Origin of the sequence: Bacillus sp. ISL-34, assembly GCF_018613325.1 — a bacterium.
Taxonomy (GTDB): Bacteria; Bacillota; Bacilli; order Bacillales; family DSM-1321; genus Peribacillus.
In genome coordinates, this window is record NZ_JAGGQJ010000052.1 from 30,840 (window position 1) to 54,503 (window position 23,664).

At 38.4% G+C, this 23,664-nt stretch carries 17 protein-coding genes and 2 pseudogenes; 2 read left to right on the plus strand and 17 right to left on the minus strand.

What is annotated here, in order from left to right:
- Window positions 1-243: 243 nt before the first annotated feature.
- From glaH to J7E52_RS26570, 4 genes are all read right to left on the minus strand, one after another.
- Complete coding sequence (glaH, locus tag J7E52_RS26555) at window positions 244-1,182, minus strand: glutarate dioxygenase GlaH (RefSeq protein WP_214751587.1); 939 nt, start codon at window positions 1,180-1,182, stop codon at window positions 244-246.
- Between the two features lie 328 nt (window positions 1,183-1,510).
- On the minus strand, window positions 1,511-1,852 hold the full coding sequence (locus tag J7E52_RS26560; protein ID WP_214751589.1) for a DUF3870 domain-containing protein: 342 nt from the start codon (window positions 1,850-1,852) through the stop codon (window positions 1,511-1,513).
- A gap of 27 nt (window positions 1,853-1,879) precedes the next feature.
- On the minus strand, window positions 1,880-3,097 hold the full coding sequence (gene lhgO, locus J7E52_RS26565) for an L-2-hydroxyglutarate oxidase (protein ID WP_214751591.1): 1,218 nt from the start codon (window positions 3,095-3,097) through the stop codon (window positions 1,880-1,882).
- Window positions 3,098-3,111: 14 nt separating this feature from the next.
- On the minus strand, window positions 3,112-3,786 hold the full coding sequence (locus J7E52_RS26570) for a GntR family transcriptional regulator (RefSeq protein WP_214751593.1): 675 nt from the start codon (window positions 3,784-3,786) through the stop codon (window positions 3,112-3,114).
- A gap of 475 nt (window positions 3,787-4,261) precedes the next feature.
- Here J7E52_RS26570 and J7E52_RS26575 point away from each other — a divergent pair, with 475 nt between their 5' ends.
- Complete coding sequence (locus tag J7E52_RS26575; RefSeq protein ID WP_214751595.1) at window positions 4,262-4,972, plus strand: Dph6-related ATP pyrophosphatase; 711 nt, start codon at window positions 4,262-4,264, stop codon at window positions 4,970-4,972.
- 596 nt (window positions 4,973-5,568) lie between these two features.
- Here J7E52_RS26575 and J7E52_RS26580 read toward each other — a convergent pair.
- The 11 genes and pseudogenes from J7E52_RS26580 to J7E52_RS26630 form a co-directional block, all read right to left on the minus strand.
- Window positions 5,569-6,141, minus strand: coding sequence for a site-specific integrase (locus J7E52_RS26580; RefSeq protein WP_286198103.1), 573 nt, complete (start codon window positions 6,139-6,141; stop codon window positions 5,569-5,571).
- A 507-nt stretch (window positions 6,142-6,648) separates the two neighbouring features.
- Window positions 6,649-7,620 carry a UV DNA damage repair endonuclease UvsE gene (uvsE, locus tag J7E52_RS26585; protein ID WP_214751597.1) on the minus strand — a complete coding sequence of 324 codons (972 nt, stop codon included), beginning with the start codon at window positions 7,618-7,620 and terminating at the stop codon, window positions 6,649-6,651.
- Window positions 7,621-7,804: 184 nt separating this feature from the next.
- On the minus strand, window positions 7,805-8,308 hold the full coding sequence (locus J7E52_RS26590) for a PCYCGC domain-containing protein (RefSeq protein WP_214751598.1): 504 nt from the start codon (window positions 8,306-8,308) through the stop codon (window positions 7,805-7,807).
- A 498-nt stretch (window positions 8,309-8,806) separates the two neighbouring features.
- Window positions 8,807-9,328: pseudogene (locus tag J7E52_RS26595) on the minus strand (helical membrane plugin domain-containing protein); the annotation flags it as partial.
- Window positions 9,321-12,284: a formate dehydrogenase subunit alpha gene (fdhF, locus tag J7E52_RS26600; RefSeq protein ID WP_214751602.1), complete on the minus strand. Its 2,964-nt coding sequence runs from the start codon at window positions 12,282-12,284 to the stop codon at window positions 9,321-9,323. The gene fdhF and the pseudogene J7E52_RS26595, both read right to left, overlap by 8 nt.
- A gap of 178 nt (window positions 12,285-12,462) precedes the next feature.
- Window positions 12,463-14,349 (minus strand): annotated as a pseudogene (gene pulA / locus J7E52_RS26605) (type I pullulanase); the annotation flags it as partial.
- A gap of 389 nt (window positions 14,350-14,738) precedes the next feature.
- The gene (locus J7E52_RS26610) at window positions 14,739-16,868 is read right to left on the minus strand and encodes an ATP-dependent Clp protease ATP-binding subunit (RefSeq protein WP_214751604.1); all 2,130 of its coding nucleotides are present in this window, start codon (window positions 16,866-16,868) and stop codon (window positions 14,739-14,741) included.
- 369 nt (window positions 16,869-17,237) lie between these two features.
- The gene (locus tag J7E52_RS26615; RefSeq protein ID WP_286198104.1) at window positions 17,238-17,681 is read right to left on the minus strand and encodes a C40 family peptidase; all 444 of its coding nucleotides are present in this window, start codon (window positions 17,679-17,681) and stop codon (window positions 17,238-17,240) included.
- 194 nt (window positions 17,682-17,875) lie between these two features.
- Window positions 17,876-18,502: a metal-dependent hydrolase gene (locus J7E52_RS26620; RefSeq protein WP_214751606.1), complete on the minus strand. Its 627-nt coding sequence runs from the start codon at window positions 18,500-18,502 to the stop codon at window positions 17,876-17,878.
- A 499-nt stretch (window positions 18,503-19,001) separates the two neighbouring features.
- Window positions 19,002-19,907, minus strand: coding sequence for a hypothetical protein (locus J7E52_RS26625; protein WP_214751608.1), 906 nt, complete (start codon window positions 19,905-19,907; stop codon window positions 19,002-19,004).
- Window positions 19,908-20,145: 238 nt separating this feature from the next.
- Window positions 20,146-21,039, minus strand: coding sequence for a selenium metabolism-associated LysR family transcriptional regulator (locus J7E52_RS26630; protein ID WP_214751610.1), 894 nt, complete (start codon window positions 21,037-21,039; stop codon window positions 20,146-20,148).
- Window positions 21,040-21,172: 133 nt separating this feature from the next.
- On the opposite strand from J7E52_RS26630, the gene J7E52_RS26635 reads away from it, so the two are divergent.
- The gene (locus tag J7E52_RS26635; protein WP_214751626.1) at window positions 21,173-22,198 is read left to right on the plus strand and encodes a YeiH family protein; all 1,026 of its coding nucleotides are present in this window, start codon (window positions 21,173-21,175) and stop codon (window positions 22,196-22,198) included.
- A gap of 23 nt (window positions 22,199-22,221) precedes the next feature.
- Here the strand turns inward: J7E52_RS26635 and speD are convergent, their stop codons facing one another.
- Both speD and J7E52_RS26645 read right to left on the minus strand, forming a co-directional pair.
- Window positions 22,222-23,058 (minus strand): adenosylmethionine decarboxylase, encoded by an 837-nt coding sequence (gene speD, locus J7E52_RS26640; RefSeq protein WP_214751612.1) that lies wholly within the window; start codon window positions 23,056-23,058, stop codon window positions 22,222-22,224.
- A gap of 249 nt (window positions 23,059-23,307) precedes the next feature.
- A partial coding sequence (locus J7E52_RS26645) for a transposase (protein ID WP_214751614.1) occupies window positions 23,308-23,664 on the minus strand: 357 nt, incomplete at its 5' end.

Here is a 23,664-nt window from a genome sequence, read left to right on the forward strand (position 1 = left end):
TAGGTTTATATGATGAAGCAGGAAGATTAAAAAGAATATAAAATAGAATAATTGGTTAGATCAAGATAACAAGTGAGGACTTAATGTTTAAGGTTCTCCTTTTTTATACCATTAACAACATTAAACTTTAAACCGAGCCCTTCCCAAAAAAAAGATAAATTGCTTTCCAGCCCTTGGGTTGAAAAGAATTTATCTTAAAAATGGTATTTGGGGATGAAAAAAATTTGGGTTTACAAAATGAAACTATTGATTGAATCTTCCGCGCTGGCGAAGTAATTCACGGTTCAGGTTCGGATCTTTTTCAAATGCAGCCCGTCCGTGAAGCCAAAATATATTGTTGACGACAACTAAATCTCCAACAGGCAGTTCCAGTTCAAGTACACTTTCATCGTTTTCTAACGAATTGGATAAATCGCGTAAGTATTTGGCTTGTTCGATTGATTCAGGATAAACAAATTGATCGATAAAACATATACCACGTTTGTTATTATGATTGAAGAAAGTCAATCTTTCAATCTCCTGATCAATGTTCTTGCTTTTTGGAGCCTTATACGTGAATTTGTGGCTCGATAATGAATGATTTACATACATATCAAGCTCTTTCCAATCGTCTAAGTGCAATAAACGTGATTCTCCACCGCGGGCATTTTGTTCAATCATCTTCATCATTAATAACCAGTCCGTTGGTTCATCAACAAAGGTCCCATCCGTATGAAGTGTAAATAAACGATAGGCCTGACGCAAATATGAATCACTGCTATCCGTGTCTTGAACACTAAAGCGGGCATAATATTTTCCTGACATGGCATCATGGTTTGGAGTTCCCAGCAAGTAGGAAATGGCCGTTGCAAAAATGACATATTCATCCGTGTTTTCCGTGACACCCTCCAAGCCGAGGGTGAAGCCGCCGGATTCCCGATCATGAACGATGTTCCGAAGAACTTCACCAAAGTCTTCCCCCACTTGATCCAGAAGGTATGATGCAACGATGAGTCGTGCATATGGTGTATATTCCAAATGTTGAACAGACTGATTATCCTTCGATACGGTTTCTAAAAAAGCGGCAATTGCCTCTTTTGAAATTTCAATATGATATAAACGGCTGGATTGAGGATGGACTTTCACCTCGTATTTTTCTGTTTTCCTTTCAAACTTAGCTCTCTTTTTTTCTGCAATGCTCATGAATAATTCCTCCTGTTATTTGTAATATAGGTGACAAAGTTAACGGGAAATATAAAAAGCCAGTCGCACATGATCCCCAAATAAAATAGGAATCCAACTGTACAACTGGCTTATATTCACTTCACTGCTCTATGCAAATAGAGTCACAGCGAATATGCAGTTTATGTATGATTTATTTTTCCTGTTTCCAAACATTATGATCTTTACACGATTCTGAAAAGGTATTTTCCAAAAGGTGTTAATGTCATAATATTAGCTTAATTTCATTAAAACGTTTTTTCGTTAAATTGTCAACACTTTTAACATATTATTCTGATAAATTATATTACTATCTTGGTAGTTTCGTTTTTTCTCCTGCTTTAATTTGCTGAAAATGGAGATCAAGGTCCTTCAAGGCAGCAATCAATGCATTAGCCGCTTTCCCCCGATAATAAGATTGAATCGATTCTATCGCGTCATCAACACCATCATTTAAACTGATCCCTTTTAATAAACGCCCAATGAATTCCCGGCCATGCTCTGTTGCCAGTGTACAGGAAGCTTCCAGGACAACCCCGTATTTAGCATCGACTTCTGCAGTGATGGTCAATGTTTCAAAGACACTTTTCGCTGCCATTCCTTGAGGTAACCGTGCATGACCTGCAATGAAAATTGTTTTTCCATTGAACATGTGGCTTCTTCCTCTCTTTAATTAATTTTATTTTGTCAATGCAGCTTCCAATAAGTGTGATTGTTCCGGAATGCGGTTAACAACCTCTTTTCCAATTTCAATTGAGGCTGTTGCAGCAGGCGACGGTGCATTACATACATGAATGGTCCGTTTTCCCATTATAATATGAAAATCATCCACCATATTACCATCATCCTGTAACGCCTGTGCCCGGACTCCCGCAGGTGCAGGGATTAAATCATCTTCTTGAATTTCCGGAATTAACTCCTGCAGGCTTTTCGTAAATTGCTTTTTACTAAAGGAACGGACATATTCATCCATCCCTTCCTTCATGAATTTACTAGCCATCTTCCAAAAACCTTTATAGCTTAAAACTTCAGTTAAATCCTTCGCATTGAAGTCGGTTTTCTTATAACCTTCCCGTTTGAAACTGAGTACAGCATTTGGGCCGGCATCTACTTCCCCGCTAATCATCCGCGTAAAATGAACCCCCAGAAATGGAAATTTCGGGTTAGGTACCGGATAAATTAAGTGATTGACCAGGAAGCGCTTTTCAGGCTTCAATTTAAAATACTCACCGCGGAACGGGACAATTTTCATATCAGTTTTATAACCCGCAGCTGCTGCGATACGGTCACTGTGCAATCCAGCGCAATTAATGACCATCCTTGCCTTTATGGTACCGTGGTTCGTGTCGATGATGACTTCATCAGTATCCTCGTCAATCTTCTCCACCTTTGTATTCAGCTTGATTTCACCGCCGTTGCCCCGGATGATATCCGCCATCTTTTCACTTACCTGACGATAATTGACGATGCCTGCTTGGGGGACGCGAATCGCACCAAGTCCATTAACATGTGGTTCGATTTCCTTTAACTCTTCCACTCCGATTCTTTGTATAGCTAGTTCATTTTGCAAACCGCGTGAATATAAATCATCTAGAAGGGGCAACTCTTCTGGCTTTGTTGCAACAATTACCTTCCCGCAAATATCATGTTCAATTCCATGAATCCTGCAGAATTCCGTCATTGATTTGCTTCCTTGACGGGCAAACCGTGCCTTGAAACTGCCTGGTTTATAATAAATTCCTGAATGGATGACGCCGCTGTTATGCCCCGTTTGATGATTTGCAACAACAGCCTCTTTTTCAATGACTACCACTTTAGCATTAGGAAAACGCTGATAAAGTGCCATTCCCGTCGATAAACCTACAATTCCCCCACCAACAATTGCGAAATCATACACAATTAACACTCCTTTTATTGATGATTTTTAGTATTCAGCAACTCCATATACGTAATTAAATTGTTCTTGGTCCGTAAGATGTGAAATTCTACTGCTGCCCTTAGTTCTGCAGGATCCCCTCTTAGTGCCGCTTCATATATCATCCGGTGTTCCCGTTGTGTTTCTGGGTAATAATCAATCAGCAAATTCGGCGCAATGGGTGAGATACCCAACGTTTCTACCATTTTTTGAACCCTTGGCCATGGGCACCCTTTTCGGAGGGTTTCATGATAAGCCGCATTCAAAAGGATATAATGCTCATTGGTTTCATCAGATAACTGAATCCCTTCCATTTCAATCAAAATTCCCTTTAATTTTTCTTTATCCTCCTTTGTTAAATAAGGAAGCGATTTTTCTACTGCAAGGCCTTCAAGCAGAGACCTGGTATGATATATTTCTTCTATATCATCCCGGGTAATCGGTGTGACGATTGCTCCTTTATGAGGAACCATTTCCACTAACCCTTCCATTTGAAGCTGTGTAAGGGCTTCACGAATCGGCATTCTGCTTACTTCCAGGCGATCGGCCCACTCCTCTTGGATGAGTCGCTCCCCCTTTTTCAACGTCCCATTCAAGATTGCCTTCCTAAGACTTTTGGTTACATTTTTAACGATTGTTGATTTATCTCTTTTAGAATTAGCATTATCCAATTCAGTGTCCACCTTTCGATATTGGATACAATTTAAACTATATCAACTATATAAAGCGATTACAATACTGAAAATTAAATATATTGTATCCAATTAAAAAAACACTGGATACAATACATTAGGTAAACTTCTAATTCTCATATGAAAATAATTTGCGGCATCCATTTATATTTAACTATTAAACAACTTTGTATTCGTTCCAAGGCCATTAATATCCACAAATTCAAACCAGAACTAACGCCAAAACTTACTAAAAAATGCATTTGAAAAAATTCTCCTTTAGCAATAAAACTAATCTTGTTCATTTCATTATGTAGTGGTTTCTCTGAGATGAACTTCTCGTTTATTCATCAAGTTTTTTAAAATCAGAATGCATTAATATCTTATCTGAAAGCTCCAACCGTGATAAAATCAAGTTATGATACATAAAAATTGAAATTGGCAAAAAGTCATTAGAATAAAGGGGAAAATATGAATGGCGGAATTAATCGATTGGAAAAATAGTGCTCGCGGGCATAAATTCATAGCTTCTTTTAGCGGAGGAAAGGATAGTGTCTTAGCTCTATATAAAGCAATGAAGATTGGAGAAGCTGTAGGACTGATCGTCATGCTGGAGGAAGAAGGAAAACGTTCCAGATCCCATGGGATGCCTCCGGAACTTATACATGCCCAAGCTGAATCAATAGGTTTGCCTGTATATACTGCAGCTGCCAGTTGGACTGATTATGAAAAAATATTTATGCGCCTTTTAGAAAATGCTAAAAATCAAGGAGCAGAAGTGCTAGTTACTGGAGACCTGGATATGCCTGCCCATGGCTGTTGGCATGATAAGGTTACGAAGAATGCTGGATTGAAGCTTGGGATGCCTTTATGGGAAATGAACCATCGTGAAGCTGTCGAAGAGTTCATGAATCTAGGATTTGTAACGATCATCGTAACCGTTAATTTATCATTGGGAATGCGAGAGGATGATTTAGGGCGAACGTTAACCCATGAATACGTGAAGGAACTTGAAGCTCGCGGCATTGACCCCTGCGGAGAAGGCGGGGAGTTTCATACAACAGTAATAGATGGGCCCATTTTTAAACAGCCAATTCCCGTTCGTAAATGTGAGATAATCAAGGACGGGGAGTATGCTTTTTTACCTTTGGAGCTAGATCAGATGGCGAATATGAATACCTTATAACCGAACTAATTACCAATATTCCTTGGCAAGCACACTATACTGCACCCCAATTATTAGATTTTCTCTAACGGTTGGGGTGCAGTTCATATGATGAGTCCTTTGACAATATTGAAATAAAGTTAACATAATATTATTATAGTAACAATATTTTAATGCCCTCATATATTCCTAATAACAACTTTTTCATTATTGTAGAACAACAGGAGTTCAGATGTCTAAAAGTTTCTAATATACTATATTGATAAGAAATTGAGTGATTTTTTATATAGATCGGTTCTGAATGATATCAAAAAAAAAGACTATATATTCTAGTCTTTTTTGACAAGTCATTCGGTTGAATTAAACCCTTTCCATTTACCTGTTGTCCAAATACTCTTATAATTCTCAAAATCCTCAGTGAAGTCGATTTCCCTAGTAAAAGTCGCGTATCCCATTCCGACTGCCCTTTCACCTCTGCGCACCAATGATTCCAGTTTTTTCTAAGCATTCAGATATATCGAAATAATTTTTACTCTGAAATAACTCCACTATTGAAGGACTGTGATATCCATATAAAAATACTGAGTAATACAGGAGCTGTACTTCGTCCTGTTCAGTTAATAATAGAAATCCATTAATGTTTCGTCCATTAAATCCTGTGTGAGTCCTATGTAAATCATCGTATCTTTTGGGTTGGAATGATTAAGGATTTGCTGCAGTAAAGCGATATCCTTGAATTTTTGATAATGTAAATAGCCGAAGGTTTTTCGAAGGGTATGTGTCCCGACATCCGGAATGTCTGCCATTTCAGCTGCTTTGTTCAGGACCCGATAGGCCTGTACCCTAGTGATAGGACCATTCCCTTTTCGACTTGGAAATAAATACTGTTCATTTTTCAGGTTCGATTTCCGGACATACTTTCTTACTTCCTTACGAAGTTGAGGATTGACAAGGAACCGCTTAATTTTATCTGTTTTTTGCTCCACAATGACTATATGCGTACCCTCAAGAATATCCTTCACTCGCAATTGTAAAAGATCCCCTATACGCAACCCGATGTTTATCCCGATTGAAAACATCATATAATCCCTGTAGCTGCAATATTTTAATAGTGACTTTTTCATTTTTTCTATGTGATCCAACCGGCGTATCGGCTGGACATTCTTTATTCTTTGAGAGGCTGCTTGCATGAATGGCTCATTCCCCTTTCCCCTTCTTTCATTGTACGTGAATAGGTGAAAAAAAGGCAAGTTTTATAAATTTCGATACCGTTATAAACCTTGATTTAACGCGTTTTTGAATGTATCAATAGAGGTCCTTTGTTACATTCGGAATATTCTTATAAAATAACCCAAGATTCACCTGATTTCTACCAAGTTCCATTAACAGACTGTATAGCCTCATAGAGCGTTTTTAACCCAATCTCGATTCATGACTCTAGTAAATTAATACAATAGCTTTAAAAGTTAAATATGGAGCTCGCTTTTTTGACTTTTTTAATAGTTTTGTAAAACTTTGTATACATATAAATCTATCATCCGATCAAATATTGATAATGAATCCATTTTCCATTTATTTAGCATTCAATTTTATTTATCATAACTTTATTATGTAAACTTTAATTTCAATTGTTTTTCATAATAAATTTAATAAAGAGAATCTTATACATATCCTCTTTATCAAATCATCCTGCTCAATTAATGAATATAAAAACTGGCATCATCAATGATATCTATCTCTTTGTAACTTTTCAGCTCATCCATCAACTGGAAAAGTGCTCCATCCTTTTGCTTAGCTTCAATCATGCAATCAAGCTGTGGTAAGCTTCCCTTTATTTGTTGCAAAAATTCCATGAACATTCCAGTATCCACAAAATCAGCATGTGCTCGAAACTCTTTATCGGACCTTGGACTTGAAATATGCATTTTAGGGGGTAGTTTGGAATTACTCCAGGTATTCAATATTCGGTCCCAATGTTCTTTCCAATCTTCACTAGGTAACTGATGTGCGAGGTAATGGTGATAATCAAAAACCATTGGTATGCCTAATTTTTCACACAAATAAAGGGTTTCCGACAAGGTATAGGTAGTATCATCATTCTCAAGAATGACCATTCTTTGAATCGATTCAGGAATCAAACCCCAATTATGGATAAACTGCTCTAATGCCTGTACATGTTCGCCATAACCGCCGCCTACATGCAGAACACAGCGATGCTCGGGGTCCAACCCCATTTTTTTCAATAAAGCATAATGCATCCTTAATGTTTTTAATGATGTCTTAAGTATATCGATATTTGAACTATTCAAGATGACAAAATGATCTGGGTGAAAATCAATCCTTATTTTAGGGTGATTCGTAATGAATGTCTTTAATTTAGCAAGTTCTTCTGAAATAGGATCGATGTAATCCCATTCTGGTATTTCTGGATGATTGGCTAAAGGGATAAGCTTTGAAGAAAGCCTGAAGAACTGGATATTATTAGCTTCATTATGAATCAGTAAACGCCAGCAATTATGAAGATTGGAAATTGCAATGCGTTCAAGTTTCCTTATTGCTGCATCTCTGTCCTTAATTTTCGAAAACTGAGCAAAAGTCATCGTTTGGGAGGGTGAACAGTTCGGCACATGATTACTCATGGCTACATAACCAAGGCGGATTAGTGTCAAAGTGATAGCTCCTTTATGGTTTAATGTTTATTGGAAGTATTCCCCTCTACGGTCAATATTATATATATGAAAGAATCCATCCCTCCAAGAAATTAAAAAAATGGCCTTTTTCCCCTAATGAATATCGGGCAAAAGCCACTTTTCTATATAATCATATTCACGCTAGAATTTCATACTTTGCCTTTTACACTTCAGGGGTTGGTGTTGGTTTGGCATATCCACTTTTATATTTTTCATCTACTTTATTCCGGATCTCTTTGATGCTCATACCGTCATTCAAGTCCAATATGGATTGTGCAGCTATTTCTAAGCAAACTCCGCATCTCGTCCCGTGGTCATCCCAAACCACTTCACCATTTTTTTTATTCTCATGGATAAAACAATCGTAATTATTTTTATGGTTAGCTGACTCTCCGCAACCGCAGTAACAGGGTATTTTTTCTAGTAAATCTTTATTTTGAGCAACAGCTAAATAGATTGTCTTCATATCCTCTGGTTTTTCGGCTAAGAAATCTGGTGCTATTTCCTTACTGCTGGTTTCCTCCTGAAGATCTCCGGATACCGTATGCTCTGAATGTCCTTCATGACTGCTTTCTTTTTGTACAACACTTTCCTCTTCACTTGAACATCCTGAAAGTATTAATGAAGAACAGATCCCCAAAGTCATGGTCATTAATTTTAGCTTCATTTATACACTCCTTCATCATTTTTATACTCCCATTTTATGGCACGCTAGGGATTTCTACAAGCATAATGGTTCCTAAATATAAGGATTTAAAATGCCCTTCTGGTACAACTCCGTGCATATTTTAAAAGTATTAACCACACTTAAAGAAAAAAGAACGAATTGAAAATGTGGTGAGAGCGCTACCATCATTGTTAATTTTGTTAGGAACGCATTTACTTATTTCCTGTCGAAAAAAGCCGATGTTTTCCCATAAAGGAATCATCGGCTTTAGTGGGTATTCATCACCGTTCATGATTTTATTTGCATTTCAATATAAACGAGAAAGGTACTTTATTTTTTGCTTTTCGATAAAGTTAGCGGAATGGTTACGAGCGAAACTCCTGCTGCAATCCAAAACCAGCTGGTATTTCGTTTTTTTTCGCTTCCGCTTTTACTGGGTATGCTTGATCCGTATGATTTTCTGGAGATCGGCCTTTCTATGTCCGCAGTTTCATTCGCTTTATGCAAATGCTGATTCTCCGGTAATTGGGTTGTTCTTTCTAAATCGCTTGTATCTTCTCCCATTCCCTTAAGGAAGGTCATTAGAAAAGTCATGGCTTGTTTGACTTCTTGGTCATTCAAGGAACGCAGCAATGATAGGTAGCTTGGCTTTTCCGGGGTTCTATCAGACTCCGCTGCACGGGCTATCCCAGAATTGACCTTGAGGATAAGCGGTTCAAGCTGCTGAACATTAAGAGTTCCTAACGTGCCAAGTATGAGAAGGAGATTTTTTAGCGTATTTGCCGTTTCTGGGGTGTCCGCTGTCTTGACAAGAATGTTAAGCACTTTGTCCCCTTCTTTCAACAGACTGTTAACCATTGATAAAATCCCACGATCCTGCATGTTTTTCATAACTTCAAACGTTTCTTTAATCACTTCTTTATTTTCCAACAGGGTACGCTCGATATCCTCGAGTTCAATTCTTCTTTTTTCTTCCTCGCTTAAGGTGATTCGATTGATCACTTTTGTCGCTTTAGCCACGGTTCCTCTCCTCCTTTTTGATTTTCAAGAGGTCACCAGGGAATATATAATCTTCACGGGCCCATTTTTTTTGTACTTGTACACCTATCTGCGGTTGTGGATTACCATTACGATGGTTGATGCTCGGCAATGGATTGTCTCCTTTGACCCTGATCACTTCCATTTTTGCTTGAACTTCCTTATAGGCAGGAGTATCAGTATCTTTATCTGAATGGCTGCTTGTCAATTGGTTGATGGCCCCGTCACCAGAATCGTTCATTGGCAAATAAACTTCTTTACCTTTTACACGATCCGTAATCAGGCATTGCACTTTTGCATTTCCATATGGTGAAGAAAGCCGAACAAGAGTACCATCCTCAAGCCCTCTATCTTTTGCCAATTCCCGGGATACCTCAAGGAATACTTTTGGCGTTTTGGAAGTGATGCCTTTTGACTTATAAGTCATGTTTCCTTCATGGAAATGTTCCAATAAACGGCCATTATTCACATGGATATCAAACTCATCCCCAAAGTCAATCGGTTTGGTCCATTCGACTGGAAATAACCTTGCTTTTCCATCAGGGAATGGAAAAGCTTCCGTGAATAACAGTGGCGTATCTTTACCATCTGGTGTCACTGGCCATTGAAGACTGTTATAACCTTCCAACCGTTCATAACTTACTCCAGCATATAATGGTGATAGTTTAGCTGCTTCATCCATAATTTCACTTGGGTGCTCATAATTCCAGCCTGCTCCTAACGAATTAGCGACATTCATTATGATTTGCCAATCAGGCTTTGAGTCGCCAAGCGGTTCAAAAACTTGATAAAGACGTTGAATACGGCGTTCGGTATTCGTGAAAGTACCTTCTTTTTCAAAGCTTGGGCTTGCGGGAAGGACGACATCCGCGAATTCAGCCGTTCTTGATAAAAAGATATCTTGTACCACAAAGAAATCCAGTTTTTCAAATGCTTCATGGACATGATTGATATTCGAATCGACCAGACCCATATCTTCACCTTTTAAATACATTGCTTTGATGGTACCTGCATGAATCCCTTCGACCATTTCATGATTATTAAGGCCAGGGTTTTCTGGTATTTTTGCACCCCAGATGTTTTCATATTTCAAGCGGACCTTTTCGTCCGTTACTTTTTCATAACCTGGCAAGCGATCCGGCATACTGCCAAAGTCACTGGCTCCTTGTACATTATTATGTCCGCGTAAAGGGTAAGTACCTGTTCCAGGTTTACCGTAGTTGCCTGTAATGAGCAATAAATTGGAAATTGCAGTGCTCGTATCGCTTCCTCCGCCATGCTGGGTAACGCCCATGGCCCAAAGCGATGCAACGCTTCCCGCTTCATGAATGGCTTCTGCCAACGTAATTAAATCTTCTTTAGCTACGCCTGTTACTTTTTCTGCATATTCCATTGTGTAAGGTTCCAAACTCTTGATATATTCTTCCATCCCATTTACACGATTTTTGATGAAGTCTGTATCTGTCCAACCTTTGTCGACGATATATTTTGTCACGGCCGACAGCCATATGATATCCGATCCCGGAGCAGGCTGGATGAAGAGGTCGGAACGTTCAGCCATTTCATGCTTTCTGATGTCCGCCACTATCAGCTTCTGTTTACCTAGTTTATGGGAACGTTTGATTCTGGTAGCCAAAACGGGATGTGATTCGGATGTATTGGAGCCTATGATCAATACAAGTTCAGACTTTTCGATATCCTTTATGCCTCCTGTATCCCCACCATATCCAACCGTTCTGAATAGTCCTAAAGTAGCCGGTGTCTGACAATACCGGGAACAGTTATCCACATTATTGGTGCCGATGATTCCCCTAGCCAGCTTTTGCATTAAATAGGACTCTTCATTGGTGCATTTGGAAGACGTTATGAAAGCCATCGAATCCGGACCGTGAGAATCTTTGATTTCGGTGAATTTACGGGAAATCAATTCAAGGGCTTCTTCCCATTCAGCTTCTCTGAACGCATCCCCTTCTCTAATTAAAGGTTTTGTGAGTCTTTCTTCACTATTCACGAAATCCCATCCGAATTTCCCTTTTACACAAGTCGAAATTCCATTTGCAGGTGCCTCCACTTGCGGTTCGATCTTAAGGATTTTACGATCTTTGGTCCAAACGTCAAAGCTGCATCCTACCCCACAATATGTACAAACCGTTTTTGTCTTCTTGATCCTTGCATCCCTCATGGCGGATTCCATATCTGAAATCGCTAAAATTGAACCATAACCCGTTTCAACATTTTTCGTAATTTCTATCATGGGTCGAAGTGTTTGTTTAGCGATGCCGGTTAAAAATCCGGCTTCCCCTTCCATTCCTTTTTCCATCATTGCATTACACGGACATACAGTGGAACAGTGTCCGCATGATACACATGAAGATTCATTGATTGGAACATTATCATCCCAAATGACACGCGGACGTTTTGCTTCCCAATCAATAGTCAATGTTTCGGTCACCTGTACATCTTGACAAGCTTCAACACAACGGCCGCAAAGGATGCATTGGTCCGGATCATATCGATAGAATGGATTTGACCGATCCACTTCATATGGTTTTTGATCAAAAGGAACACTTTGATGATTTACCTTCATTTCCTTAACGGTATTGTGTATTTCACAACCGCCATTATTATAATCGCAAACAGTACAATAAAGCTCATGGTTATACAATATCCTGTCCATCGCCATGACCTGTGCTTCTTTTACATCAGGTGAAACTGTATCAATTACATCACCATTCTTGATCTTGGTGGAGCAAGACCTTACAAGTTCCCCATTAACGCTCACTAGACACGTATCACATGTTTCGATAGGACCTAGGCTAGGATGGTAACAAACATTCGGGACATCAATTGAGCTATCCGTCAGCATTTGTAATATTGTTTGATTACCTTCCAGACTGGTCTCAGCGCCATTGATTTTTATATGCACTTTCTCTGGCAAAATAATCTCTCCCCTCTTAAACAACGATAAAATTCATCATTTGCTATTTTCTACCCCCGCACATTTTTTCTCAAACTTGCGAAAGTAAATTATGGAAGACTTCATTTGACCAATTTCATATCAGAAAATGAACTAAAGTCGAAGTGAGACATAGTATTCACTCACTTCGACTTTATTATCATTTGTTAGAGTTTGCTTTCAATACAAACGAACTTAAAGGAGCAACGGTTACCTGACTCCCTTTAACCCTTTCTATTTCTTCCAGGCCAGCCCGCTGACCATCCACTAAAACGGACCAATTATCTTCGTGGGGAAGGGAAATCGTTATCGCATCCCAATTTGCATTATGAATCACTGCAATTTTGTAATCCTTATGTTTTAAAGAGAATGAAACCACATTTGGCGGAGCATCAATGAATTGTAAATGCTCCTCAATTTCTTCGGGTGTGCTTAACCTAAAAACAGAATGATTTTTCCTGAGCGAAATTAGCCCTTTCAAATACTCCACTTCCCGATCGAAATCAGCTCTCCTTTTCCAATCCAACCGGTTAATCCAATCGGAAGATTGATAGCTATTTTCATCTCCATCCTTCGTACGCATGAACTCTTGTCCAGCATGTATCATTGGAATTCCCTGTGACAGTAGGACAACGGCCGAAGCTAATTTATGCATCTGTTTCCGTACTTGTTCTGTCGCATCTGGATTAGTGATAAGAAGCTTATCCCATAAAGTATAATTATCATGTGCTTCAACATAATTGATCACTTGATCTGGTCTTTGATATGTTGCGATATCATCATCATATTTCAAACCACCAGCGATGCCTTTTTTTATAATATCTTCCATTCCTGGTTTGCCATTTACGAATCCTTTATCATGTTCATTCATTACAAACCCTTTTAAACCATCACGGATCGCATCATTAAAATGAGCGATTCCAGGCATTTTAAAAGCATTCTTTTGATTTGCTTTCAGCTCTTGGGCCAAGGGGGTATTCATATCCCAGCCTTCGCCCAGAACAATGAGGGTCGGATCAATTTCTGACAGTGCCTTTTTCACTTCATTCATCGTTTCCACATCATGAATCCCCATTAAATCGAAACGGAAACCATCAAGGTTAAATTCCTTCGCCCAATAGGTTACGGATTCAACGATGAATTTTCGCATCATTTTACGTTCAGACGCGGTATCATTTCCTACACCAGTTCCATTAGATAAGGTGCCGTCAGCGTTATAGCGAAAAAAGTAAGTGGGAACGAGTTTATGGAAGTTTGAGTCCTCCACTGAATAAACGTGATTATAGACAACATCCATGATTACCCGTAAACCGTGATCATGTAAACCTTGAATCATTTCCTTTAACTCCCGGATCCTGACCTTTGGTTGATACGGATCAGTCGAATAAGAGCCATCGGGAGCGTTATAATTTTGTGGATCATATCCCCAGTTATATTGTGGTTCATTCAATTTCATTTCATTGACTGTAGCAAAATCGAAAATCGGGATAAACTGAACATGGGTAACACCTAGATCTTTAATATGATCAAGACCCGTTTTTGCTCCTTCTGGACCTTTGGTTCCGGCTTCGATTACTCCTAAGAATTTACCTTTATGAAGTATTCCGCTTTCAGGATGGATCGACAAATCCCGTGTATGCAATTCATAAATGATTATGTCCTCTGCTTTTTCGAGAGGTGGTTTATCCCGTTTCCACCTTTCAGGGTTCGTATCTGTTAAATCTATCACGACACCTTTTATACCATTAACAGTAACTGCACGAACATATGGATCGACGGCTTCACTCCAGATTTCTCCCACTCTCACTTTATATGTATAGATCAATCCATCCTGATCACCGTTCAGTTCAATTGTCCAGGTCCCTTTTTCCGAACGAACCATCGGAATCTCGATTCCATCCGAATCATCCCAATGTTTATAAGTAACTAGCTTAGCTTCAGATGCAAGTGGTGCCCATAACCGGAATGCCGTTTTATCTTTTAGATAGGAATTTCCTAAATCTTTGCCTTCATAGAAATATAGTTCATCCAATTCCGACGGGTTTACTGGATTAATATTCGCAATCGGCAGGGATTCCAACTGACTTTCCGTTTCATTATCCGTAGGTTTCCGATTATTTTTATTTTCCTCTTCAAAATAAGAAAGTGAATCTTTAATAGGTCATTCCTCCATTGAAATTCCCATTTAGAACAGGAATTATTATTTTTTATGATCATGAGCGAATCTTTCCTTATGTTATGATTCCACAGGCATTACCCATCAAAACATTCGATCGGCAAATTATGTCGAAAATTCAGAAATCTATATTTAATAAGCGAAAGCAGCATATCATTAAGCTGGACCTTACCAATCCTTTTATGAAAAATTAAGCCTAAAAAAGAGAAAAAAATGCCTCCATAACAGTTTTACGGTCTTGGAGGCATTTCTAGTACTCTTTATGGTGTTTTAATAATTTTCACAGAGGTATCTTCAACAATTGCAGTGAAGTTCTTAACTTCAGGCTGCTCAAAGATAAAGTCAGTGATGCCGTCTTCGAGCTGTTCTTGAAGAACACGGCGGAGCGGTCTCGCCCCGAAAGTTGGGTGATATCCGAGTTCAATTAACCTTTGTTTCGCTTCATTAGTCACATCTAAAGATAAACCATTTGCAGCAAGTGTTTCGTCAAGCTCGTGAATCATGATATCAACGATTTGCAGAAGATGTTCTTTCTTCAATGCCGAGAATTCAATGATGCTATCGAATCGGTTCAGGAATTCCGGTTTGAAGAAGCTGCCTAAAGATTGTAGGATTGAAGCCTCTTCCACTGCAGAACTTGTACCGAATCCCATTACTTTTTGTTTCTCACCGACTCCAGCATTGCTCGTCATGATGATTACGGTATCTTTAAAAGTAACGGTCCTGCCTTGACTGTCGGTTAAGCGGCCATCTTCCATGATTTGCAGGAACATATGCATTACATCCGGATGTGCCTTTTCGATTTCATCCAATAAGATGATACTGTAAGGCTTGCGGCGAACTTTTTCCGTCAATTGTCCAGCTTCCTCATGTCCTACATATCCAGGAGGAGAACCGATTAATTTAGAAACACTGTGTTTCTCCATGAATTCACTCATGTCAAGACGAATCATCGCTTCTTTGTCCCCGAACAATTCCTCAGCAAGAGTTTTCGCCAATTCGGTTTTACCGACTCCTGTCGGACCAACGAAAAGGAAAGAACCGGTAGGGCGGTTTTTCGATTTTAACCCGGCACGACTTCTTCGAACGGCCTTGGAAACCTTTTTGACAGCCTCTTCCTGTCCGATTACTTTTTTCATCAGCTCCGCTTGGAGATGAACCATTCTTTCTTGCTCATCTTCTTGGAGCTTACCAACAGGTATGCCAGTCTTTTGTTCGATGATATTTTGAATATCTTCAACGGTAACGGTTGGCTTAATTGCATCTTCCCCAGCCTGCAATGACTTTTCCAGTTTTTCTTCTTCATCACGAAGAGCGGCAGCTTTTTCATATGCTTCTTCTTTTAAGGCCATTTCTTTTTCTTTATAGATTTGGGCCAAACGCTCTTTCATGTTTTCTACCTGGCCGTCTTCAATGGTCAAGTTCAATTTGGAACCAGCTTCATCCATTAAGTCTATTGCCTTGTCAGGCAGGAATCGGTCTTGAATGTAGCGGTGCGAGAGTTCAACAGCCGCTTTTAGGGCTTCCTCACTATATGTTACCCCATGATAAGATTCATAACTATCCTTTAATCCACGTAAGATGACCAGTGCTTCCGCCGTTGTCGGCTCATTAACGTGTACAGGCTGGAAGCGTCTTTCAAGGGCACCATCTTTTTCAATTTTCCTATATTCAGATAAAGTGGTTGCTCCGACAAGCTGAAGTTCGCCTCGTGCAAGTGCAGGCTTCAAGATATTTCCTGCATCCATTGATCCTTCGGCTGAACCCGCTCCCACAAGTTGATGAATTTCATCGATGAATAGTATGACATTTTTTCTTTCCTGTAATTCGCTGATCAATTGCTTCATTCGTTCTTCGAATTGCCCTCTAATTCCAGTATTCGAAACAAGGGACGCTACATCAAGCATATATACAAGCTTATTACGTAATTTAACTGGCACTGATCCTTCAACAATCGCTAAAGCAAGACCTTCAGCAATGGCTGTTTTACCGACACCAGGTTCACCGATTAAAACCGGATTATTTTTATTGCGTCTATTTAGAACTTCAATGACGCGTTTGATTTCTTCATTTCGTCCGATAACCGGATCAATAAGTCCTGCTTTAGCAGCATCGGTCAAATTGCGGCCATACTCCTCAAGCAATCCTCCGTCCTCGCCATGTTCAGCTGAATCCGGTTTTGGTACACCATTATAATTAAATGGATTGAATGAATTTGGAGATCCGTTATAGTGGAATTTCCCTATATCCATTCCGCCCATTGCTGCTCCAAGTTTGTTTCGCTCTTCTTTATAACAAGTGGAGCACAGTTTCACATCATGCTCCTGACCATTCATATTTAGGTGAACTTGAATATTAGCTTGGTTTACATGGCATTTTTCACAAAGCATGTAGTACTCCTCCTTTTAAAAATTAAATTCAGAAAAAAATCTTTGACCTTCTTTGACTTTCTGACTTTATTATACATTGACCTTCTTTGACTTTCAATAATTTTGTCTGGGAATTTTTTTGCAATACAAGTAATTACCTTGAATTGGTTTGCTAAGCATATTAAACAATCCATTTCCAGTCAAATAAAAAGATTCTCTTAATATATTGGTTAGTAATGATTACCCACTTCATGACTCATCATAACCTTGAACTATTAAAAATACGCCAATTCTCTTGTCCATATGCCTCATCCACTCTTATTTTTTAGAACAAAAAAAGAGACTTCATTAAGTCTCTCAGTTTTTTATATTAAGGTTGATTTTCTTCTATTATATACGTTTCGCACCAATATATTTTGGCTTCCAATAGCTATTATTGGTTTTTGCGTATGACACTCCTTTAGATGATGAAGAGTGTATGAATTCATTGTTTCCTATGTATATAGCCACATGTGTAGGTTTTTTCGCTTTATTTGGTGCAAAAAACATTAAGTCACCTTTTTGCAGGCTTTTAACTTTCTTTCCTTTTTTATATATGTCAGCAGCGGTTCTTGGTAAATTCTTACCAGCCTTTTGATATGAATACTTCACTAAACCGGAGCAATCAAAACCTGAAGAAGAAATGCCACCCATTTTATATTTTGTACCTAATTCACTTTTAGCCACTTTAATCGCTTTTGTATGATATGAAGCAGCTTCCACTTGGTCTCCGGCAAAGGATGCGGTTACAAGCATAATAGCCAATGACAATCCGACGACAATTTTCTTAAACAAATTATTTTACCCCCTGATGTAATTTGCTAAACCTAATATACTAGAAAAGGTATATCATTCGCATCACAGGATCTTTACAAGTATGTTACATTTAGTAGATTTAGGAAGAATGACCATATAAAACATAAAAATAAGTCGAATCCCCTTTATAAAAACTACTTTTCCTCATAGAAAAACAGCGGAAAAAAACACTGTCAAAATTCTTTTGAGAAAAATGGAAGAAATAATTTCACCCCACGTTTATTAAAAGGTAAACATTTCAAATCTGCAATTAAATGACTTATGTATCCTAATAAACAAGTGGCGAAAATTCCGTCAACCCCCATAAAGGCTTCGAATTGAAAGGCAATGATACCAAAGAAAGCGATCCCGGCAATCGAATGGGTATAACTTCTATGTGGTGTAAAGGATGCTAGGATAATATAAACGCCTAACAGCCACAACCAGCTTTCCTGCAAAGATAAACCGCCGCCTAAAACCGCTAATCCAGTCAAGGTCAGCATATGCCTTTGTCTAATGAATGATGAAATAATGATGATTCCGATTCCTGCCCCTACACCCATCCACTTTTCCGTATCAGAGCCTTCCAAAAGACTATAAATGATCATTAATATCCCAATCGTTTGTGCTATCGTTCGGATAAACTTATGTGAAAAGGTAATCCTATTACTTAACTTCCCATCAATATCCATATCCGGCATAAGCCCTGAAACGCCCCCAATGCCAACCAAGAATAAAGTGGTGGTCGGATCTGTTTGAAGTGTGTTTGCCGTCAAGAATCCAACTGTGGCACCTAATGCCATATGTGCTGTACCGTTCACTGTCTCTCTCCTGTCCCTCTAAGAAGTAATTTGTTCCCAAGAAACGAATGTTTGTTCGAATCCCTATATTCTAACTATACAATATTTTGGGGGAAATTTCTTTAATTCTTGTAAAAAATCCATAATAACCAATAATTAGACCAAAAAAATTCCTTGGTTATACATTAATAACAATTCTTCTAAATGTCTATAATTGCATTGGTTTTAGTAATTTCCATCACTCTAAGTCCGCAAAATTTTTTTCTATAAATTGAGGTTTTTCATGAAATTTTATCCATCATATGAATATACTAATCTATAAGGGGAGTGATTCAGATAGCTTTTTTAAATGCCTTCAATAATTTTAAAAAAGGGAAAAAGTCTAAGAAAATAAAGAACATGGATTTTCGGGAACAGCATGTGAATAAATCGTCTGAGCTCATCGGGAACAATGAAATTGTCCAAAATATAATTAACAATCACCTTTCCAAAAAAAATAACCACTTGTAGGGTGGTTTTTTTAATTATTATGGGAAATGGTTTCATTCTTTTCCAACTTCTCGCTCGCTTCGTAAATATAGTTATATTGTAAATAGTAATCGTATATGACGTTTTGCAGGATTTTAAGCAATGATTTATCGAATGTATCGAATTCAGTTTGATAGCTATTTAAGACAGTGACGAATTTCCCGTCCATGTTTTCGAAATAATGGAGAAGAAAATTCTTGTAATATTCACTATCGCTATTGCTTTTATTCGTAATGCACGGATCGCCGGTTTGAATGGACTTATCAAGCATCGCTTTGATGGATTTAGGCAGCTTTGCTTTTTTGAACTGGTTCAGGGTATAGATATCATAGGTAAAGGAAAGTCCTAATTGATCGGAATAAAAATCCACGGCACAGTCCAATGTATAGATTAAGGGTGTTTTAAAGTCCTTACTGTTGGCAATTTCCTCTGATATCTCCAATTGAAATTCCTCGGATGTTAAATACGCTGCAAATTTCATTTTTGAACTGCTCATGCTGAATACTTCATAAACGGCTGCATCTTGTTTTTCAATTTCAATTTCGATATTAAAAAATTTAAAGTGTTTTAAACGGTAAAAAGCAATCGGTGCTAATAGGAAAAGCAATATCCAAACTAGGTAAAGAAATAACGTGTTAAAGATGATTTGATAAAATTCAGACGTTACGATCGGTTCAATGATTAACGATATCAATGTATGTTCAAATCCCTGAGAAACAGGGGTGGCAGGTACAACGGTTTCCTCTGGCTTTTTCAAAGTTTGGATACCTAAATGAGCCATCGCAACTAGCGTATAAACAAAAATTAAAATTGTTCCAATCACATAAAATTTTGGCATGAATCCAATAATCCTGTCGAAAACAGAAATCCGTTTATCTTTCTGCTCCTCTATAGCCAATGTGGTTGCTCCTTTTAAGATTATTAATATCAGGAAAAGTCTACAGGGACTTAGAACTTCCTGGAGACTACCTATTTAATTTATATGTATTCAATTATGTTAAAATACGTAAAATTCATTTAATTATTGACATATACCAAATTACTTTCGACGTTTTCATTAAAATTAATAATATTTCGTCGTTAAAAATGCCCAACCTCTTCATTGGAAATGAAAGGATGAGCAAATGTTTAGGGTTTTATTTAGGACGGCCCTTTATCGCAAATTCTTCGACCTTCCTTAAAAACAACTCCATGGCTTTTGATGCTTCGAAGTCCAACTTTTTCACGATCGAAAAAGGTCTTATAATGGGCTCATTTTTCAAATGAAAGGTTTTCAACTCATTGGACTTCAATTCTTTTTGTACAGTCAGACGAGATAACAGGGCAATGCCAAGTCCTGCCATCACCGCTTCTTTCACTCCTTGAATACTGGTGAAAATAAAGGTTTTCTTTATGTTTAACTCCAGACTGCTCAGAAGTTTATCGGAATATGTTCGGGTCCCCGATCCTTGCTCCCTAAGTACCCATGTTTGGTTTTGGAGCAAATCGCCCTCGATGAGATCCATTTGTGAAAGTGGATGATCCGGGGGGACGACAACAATCATCTCGTCATTCATAAATGGTCTGACATCTATATCTTTATAATCCGTTTCACCTTCAATTAATCCTATATCAAGCTTATTTGAACGTATTCCTTGAATGACTTCATTTGAATTCGAGATGATGATTTGTATGTCCACCATCGGATATTGAGCCGCAAATTCTGCTAATACTTTTGGAAGGTAATATTCACCTATCGTAAAGCTTGCACCTATTTTCATCGTTCCGCTAACCACGTTATTAAATTCGTTTATTTCTCTTTTTGCTGTCTCATAATGATTAAGCATTTGCTTCGCATGTCTATACAATATTTTTCCCGGCTCTGTTATTTGAACTTGTTTGGGGGAACGATAAATTAATTTCGTTCCTAACTCATTTTCCAGATTCCTTATGTGAAGACTGACTCCTGGCTGTGACAGGTTCAGAATGTCCCCTGCTCTTGAAAAGTTTTTCTGTTCGATTACGGTTACGAATACTTTTAAAGGATCCATGGTTACCTCCTTATTTGCCTATGCATTTCATTTTATCATAAGTAGAAGTAATCATTGAAATAGCAAAAATATATTTCACTTATTTTTAAATAAGCTTTAAAGTTAGAGCATCAACATAGATGGAGTGATCACACTGGAACAAACAAACGTAGAGACAAAAAAACTTGGATTTACAAAAGGAATAGCTCTAACTTTGCTAATTGCCATTGCAGCAAAATACTTAGCAGAGCTTCCATTCCTTCATATAATGGGACAGTTAGTCATTGCGATACTGATTGGTGTTGTTTGGAAATCGTTAATTGGCGTCCCAGCTTACGCCGTTGCAGGGACAAATTATTCAAGTAAAGTCCTTTTGAGAGTGGGCATTATCTTATTGGGCATGCGCTTGAACCTAAAGGATATTTTTAATGCAGGTCCGAAAACATTTGCAGTTGGTGCCATTAGTCTTGTATTTGCTATATTAGTAGTTTATGGATTGACCCGCATATTTAAAGTCGAGAAAAAGCTAGGCATATTGACAGCTTGCGGAACGGGAATTTGTGGAGCTGCTGCCATCCTGGCAATTTCCTCCCAAATAAAAGCAAAAGAAAAAGATACTGCAATAGCTGTTGCTACGGTTGCTGTTTTAGGCACAACCTTCACCTTCGGATATACGATCCTATATCCATTATTGAAGTTATCCGATCAAGGATATGGTATTTTTTCGGGTGCGACACTCCATGAAATTGCTCACGTCATCGCTGCAGCAGCACCAGGCGGAAATGAGGCAGTCGACTTGGCAGTGGTGGTCAAATTGACTAGGGTGGCCCTGCTCATTCCGGTTGCCATTTTAATTGGATTCATCATGAATTGGAAAGAACGATCAACAGATACGGGAAAGAAATTTTCCTGGAAGTCCATTCAAATACCCTGGTTTATTATTGGATTTTTATTAATGAGTTCCCTCTATTCTACAGGTGCAGTTCCTGAACCCATAGCCGATAAACTTGTTATGCTTTCCTATATCCTCATGGCCATGTCCATGGCAGGACTAGGATTGAATATTGACCTTGTAACTTTTAGAAAATATGGCGGTAAACCTTTTATAGCTGGACTGATTGGCTCCATCTTATTGACATGTCTCGGGTATGTATTGGTTCAGGCTTTCCATTTAAATTAACTTTTCATAAAAACAAGCATCCCTTAATCGGCATGCTTGTTTTTTTCTATTGGATGTGGAACATTGGCACCATAAAAAATTTCATCCATTTCCGTTTGCAGCCTTTCTATAATTTCTTGCCTTTCCTCTTCATTCAGCTTTTCCTCTGTATATCCGAATAAGTAATTATTAATATCGAATCTTTTCAGCTTACATTTTGTATGGAATATATTTTCCTGGTATACATTCACATCAATCATGTCATATAAACCCTTTACTTCATCAGGAATATAGTTTTGAATGGAATTAATATCATGGTCAATGAACAATTTCCGCCCGTCTTTATCTCTCGTAAAGCCTCTTACTCGGTAATCGATCGTGATTATGTCGGTATCGAAGGAATGAATGAGATAATTAAGGGCTTTAAGAGGTGATATTTCCCCACAAGTAGAGACATCGATATCGGCCCTGAATGTGCTAATGCCCTCATTTGGATGGTATTCCGGGTATGTATGTACGGTAATATGGCTTTTATCCAGTTGCATGACCACATTATCAGGTAAAGGCCCAGGTGATTCCTCATAAGTTCCCGTAGGTACTTCGACGACAGGACCTTCTGAAACAAGAATGGTTACACTGGCGCCTTGAGGGACATAATCCTGTTTGGCCGTATTTAAAACATGGGCCCCTATCAAATCAGAAACGTTGTGCAATATCTTTGAAAGCCGCTCTGCATTATATTGTTCATCGATATAATCCAGGTAGGCCTCTCTCTCTTCCCTGGTTTTTGTGTAACAAATATCATACATATTAAAGCTTAAAGATTTCGTAAGATTATTAAAGCCATGAAGTTCAATACGCTGCTCTGGTGTAAGTTTCATGATTGATTCCCCTTATATTTTTTTAGGACTACCCTTATAGTTACCCTTTTTCTGAAATAAAAAACTAAGCTTGCCAGCCTAAGCTTCTGACTTCTAATCGGTAAGCAAGAAAAAGCCATTGCATTAACATGCAATGGCTCAGTTTGTAGACAAAAGGGGTTCGGGATTAAAAAAATCCGAGCCCCTTTTGAAATTTCCTTTGAATTTTGGCCCAAGGTTGAGAGATTAGGGCTCTACGAGCCCTCTATGTTAGGCCATTTTTGGACCTTGCCATGTCCAATTGGCCATCTTCTTTAAATTAATGGCAGCGAAAGTAAGCATCGCCTGCATCGACAATTTTTTAAGTCCCCTTAAAGTAGTCCAACGCATACCATGCTTTTCTTTTGCATCTGCGAATACACGCTCAATCGTTTCTCTACGTTTCGCATATATAGGTTTTACATCTTGATGATTACGCAGATGATCTGCTTCTTCCACATATGCTTGCCAGATATGCCGTGTCACCACTTTTTGATGGTCTTTGCTTTCTGTACACCGTGATAAGGATGAGCATGTTGCACAAATTTGTTTTGGCGATTTGTACTCGCGATAGCCCTCTTTATTTGT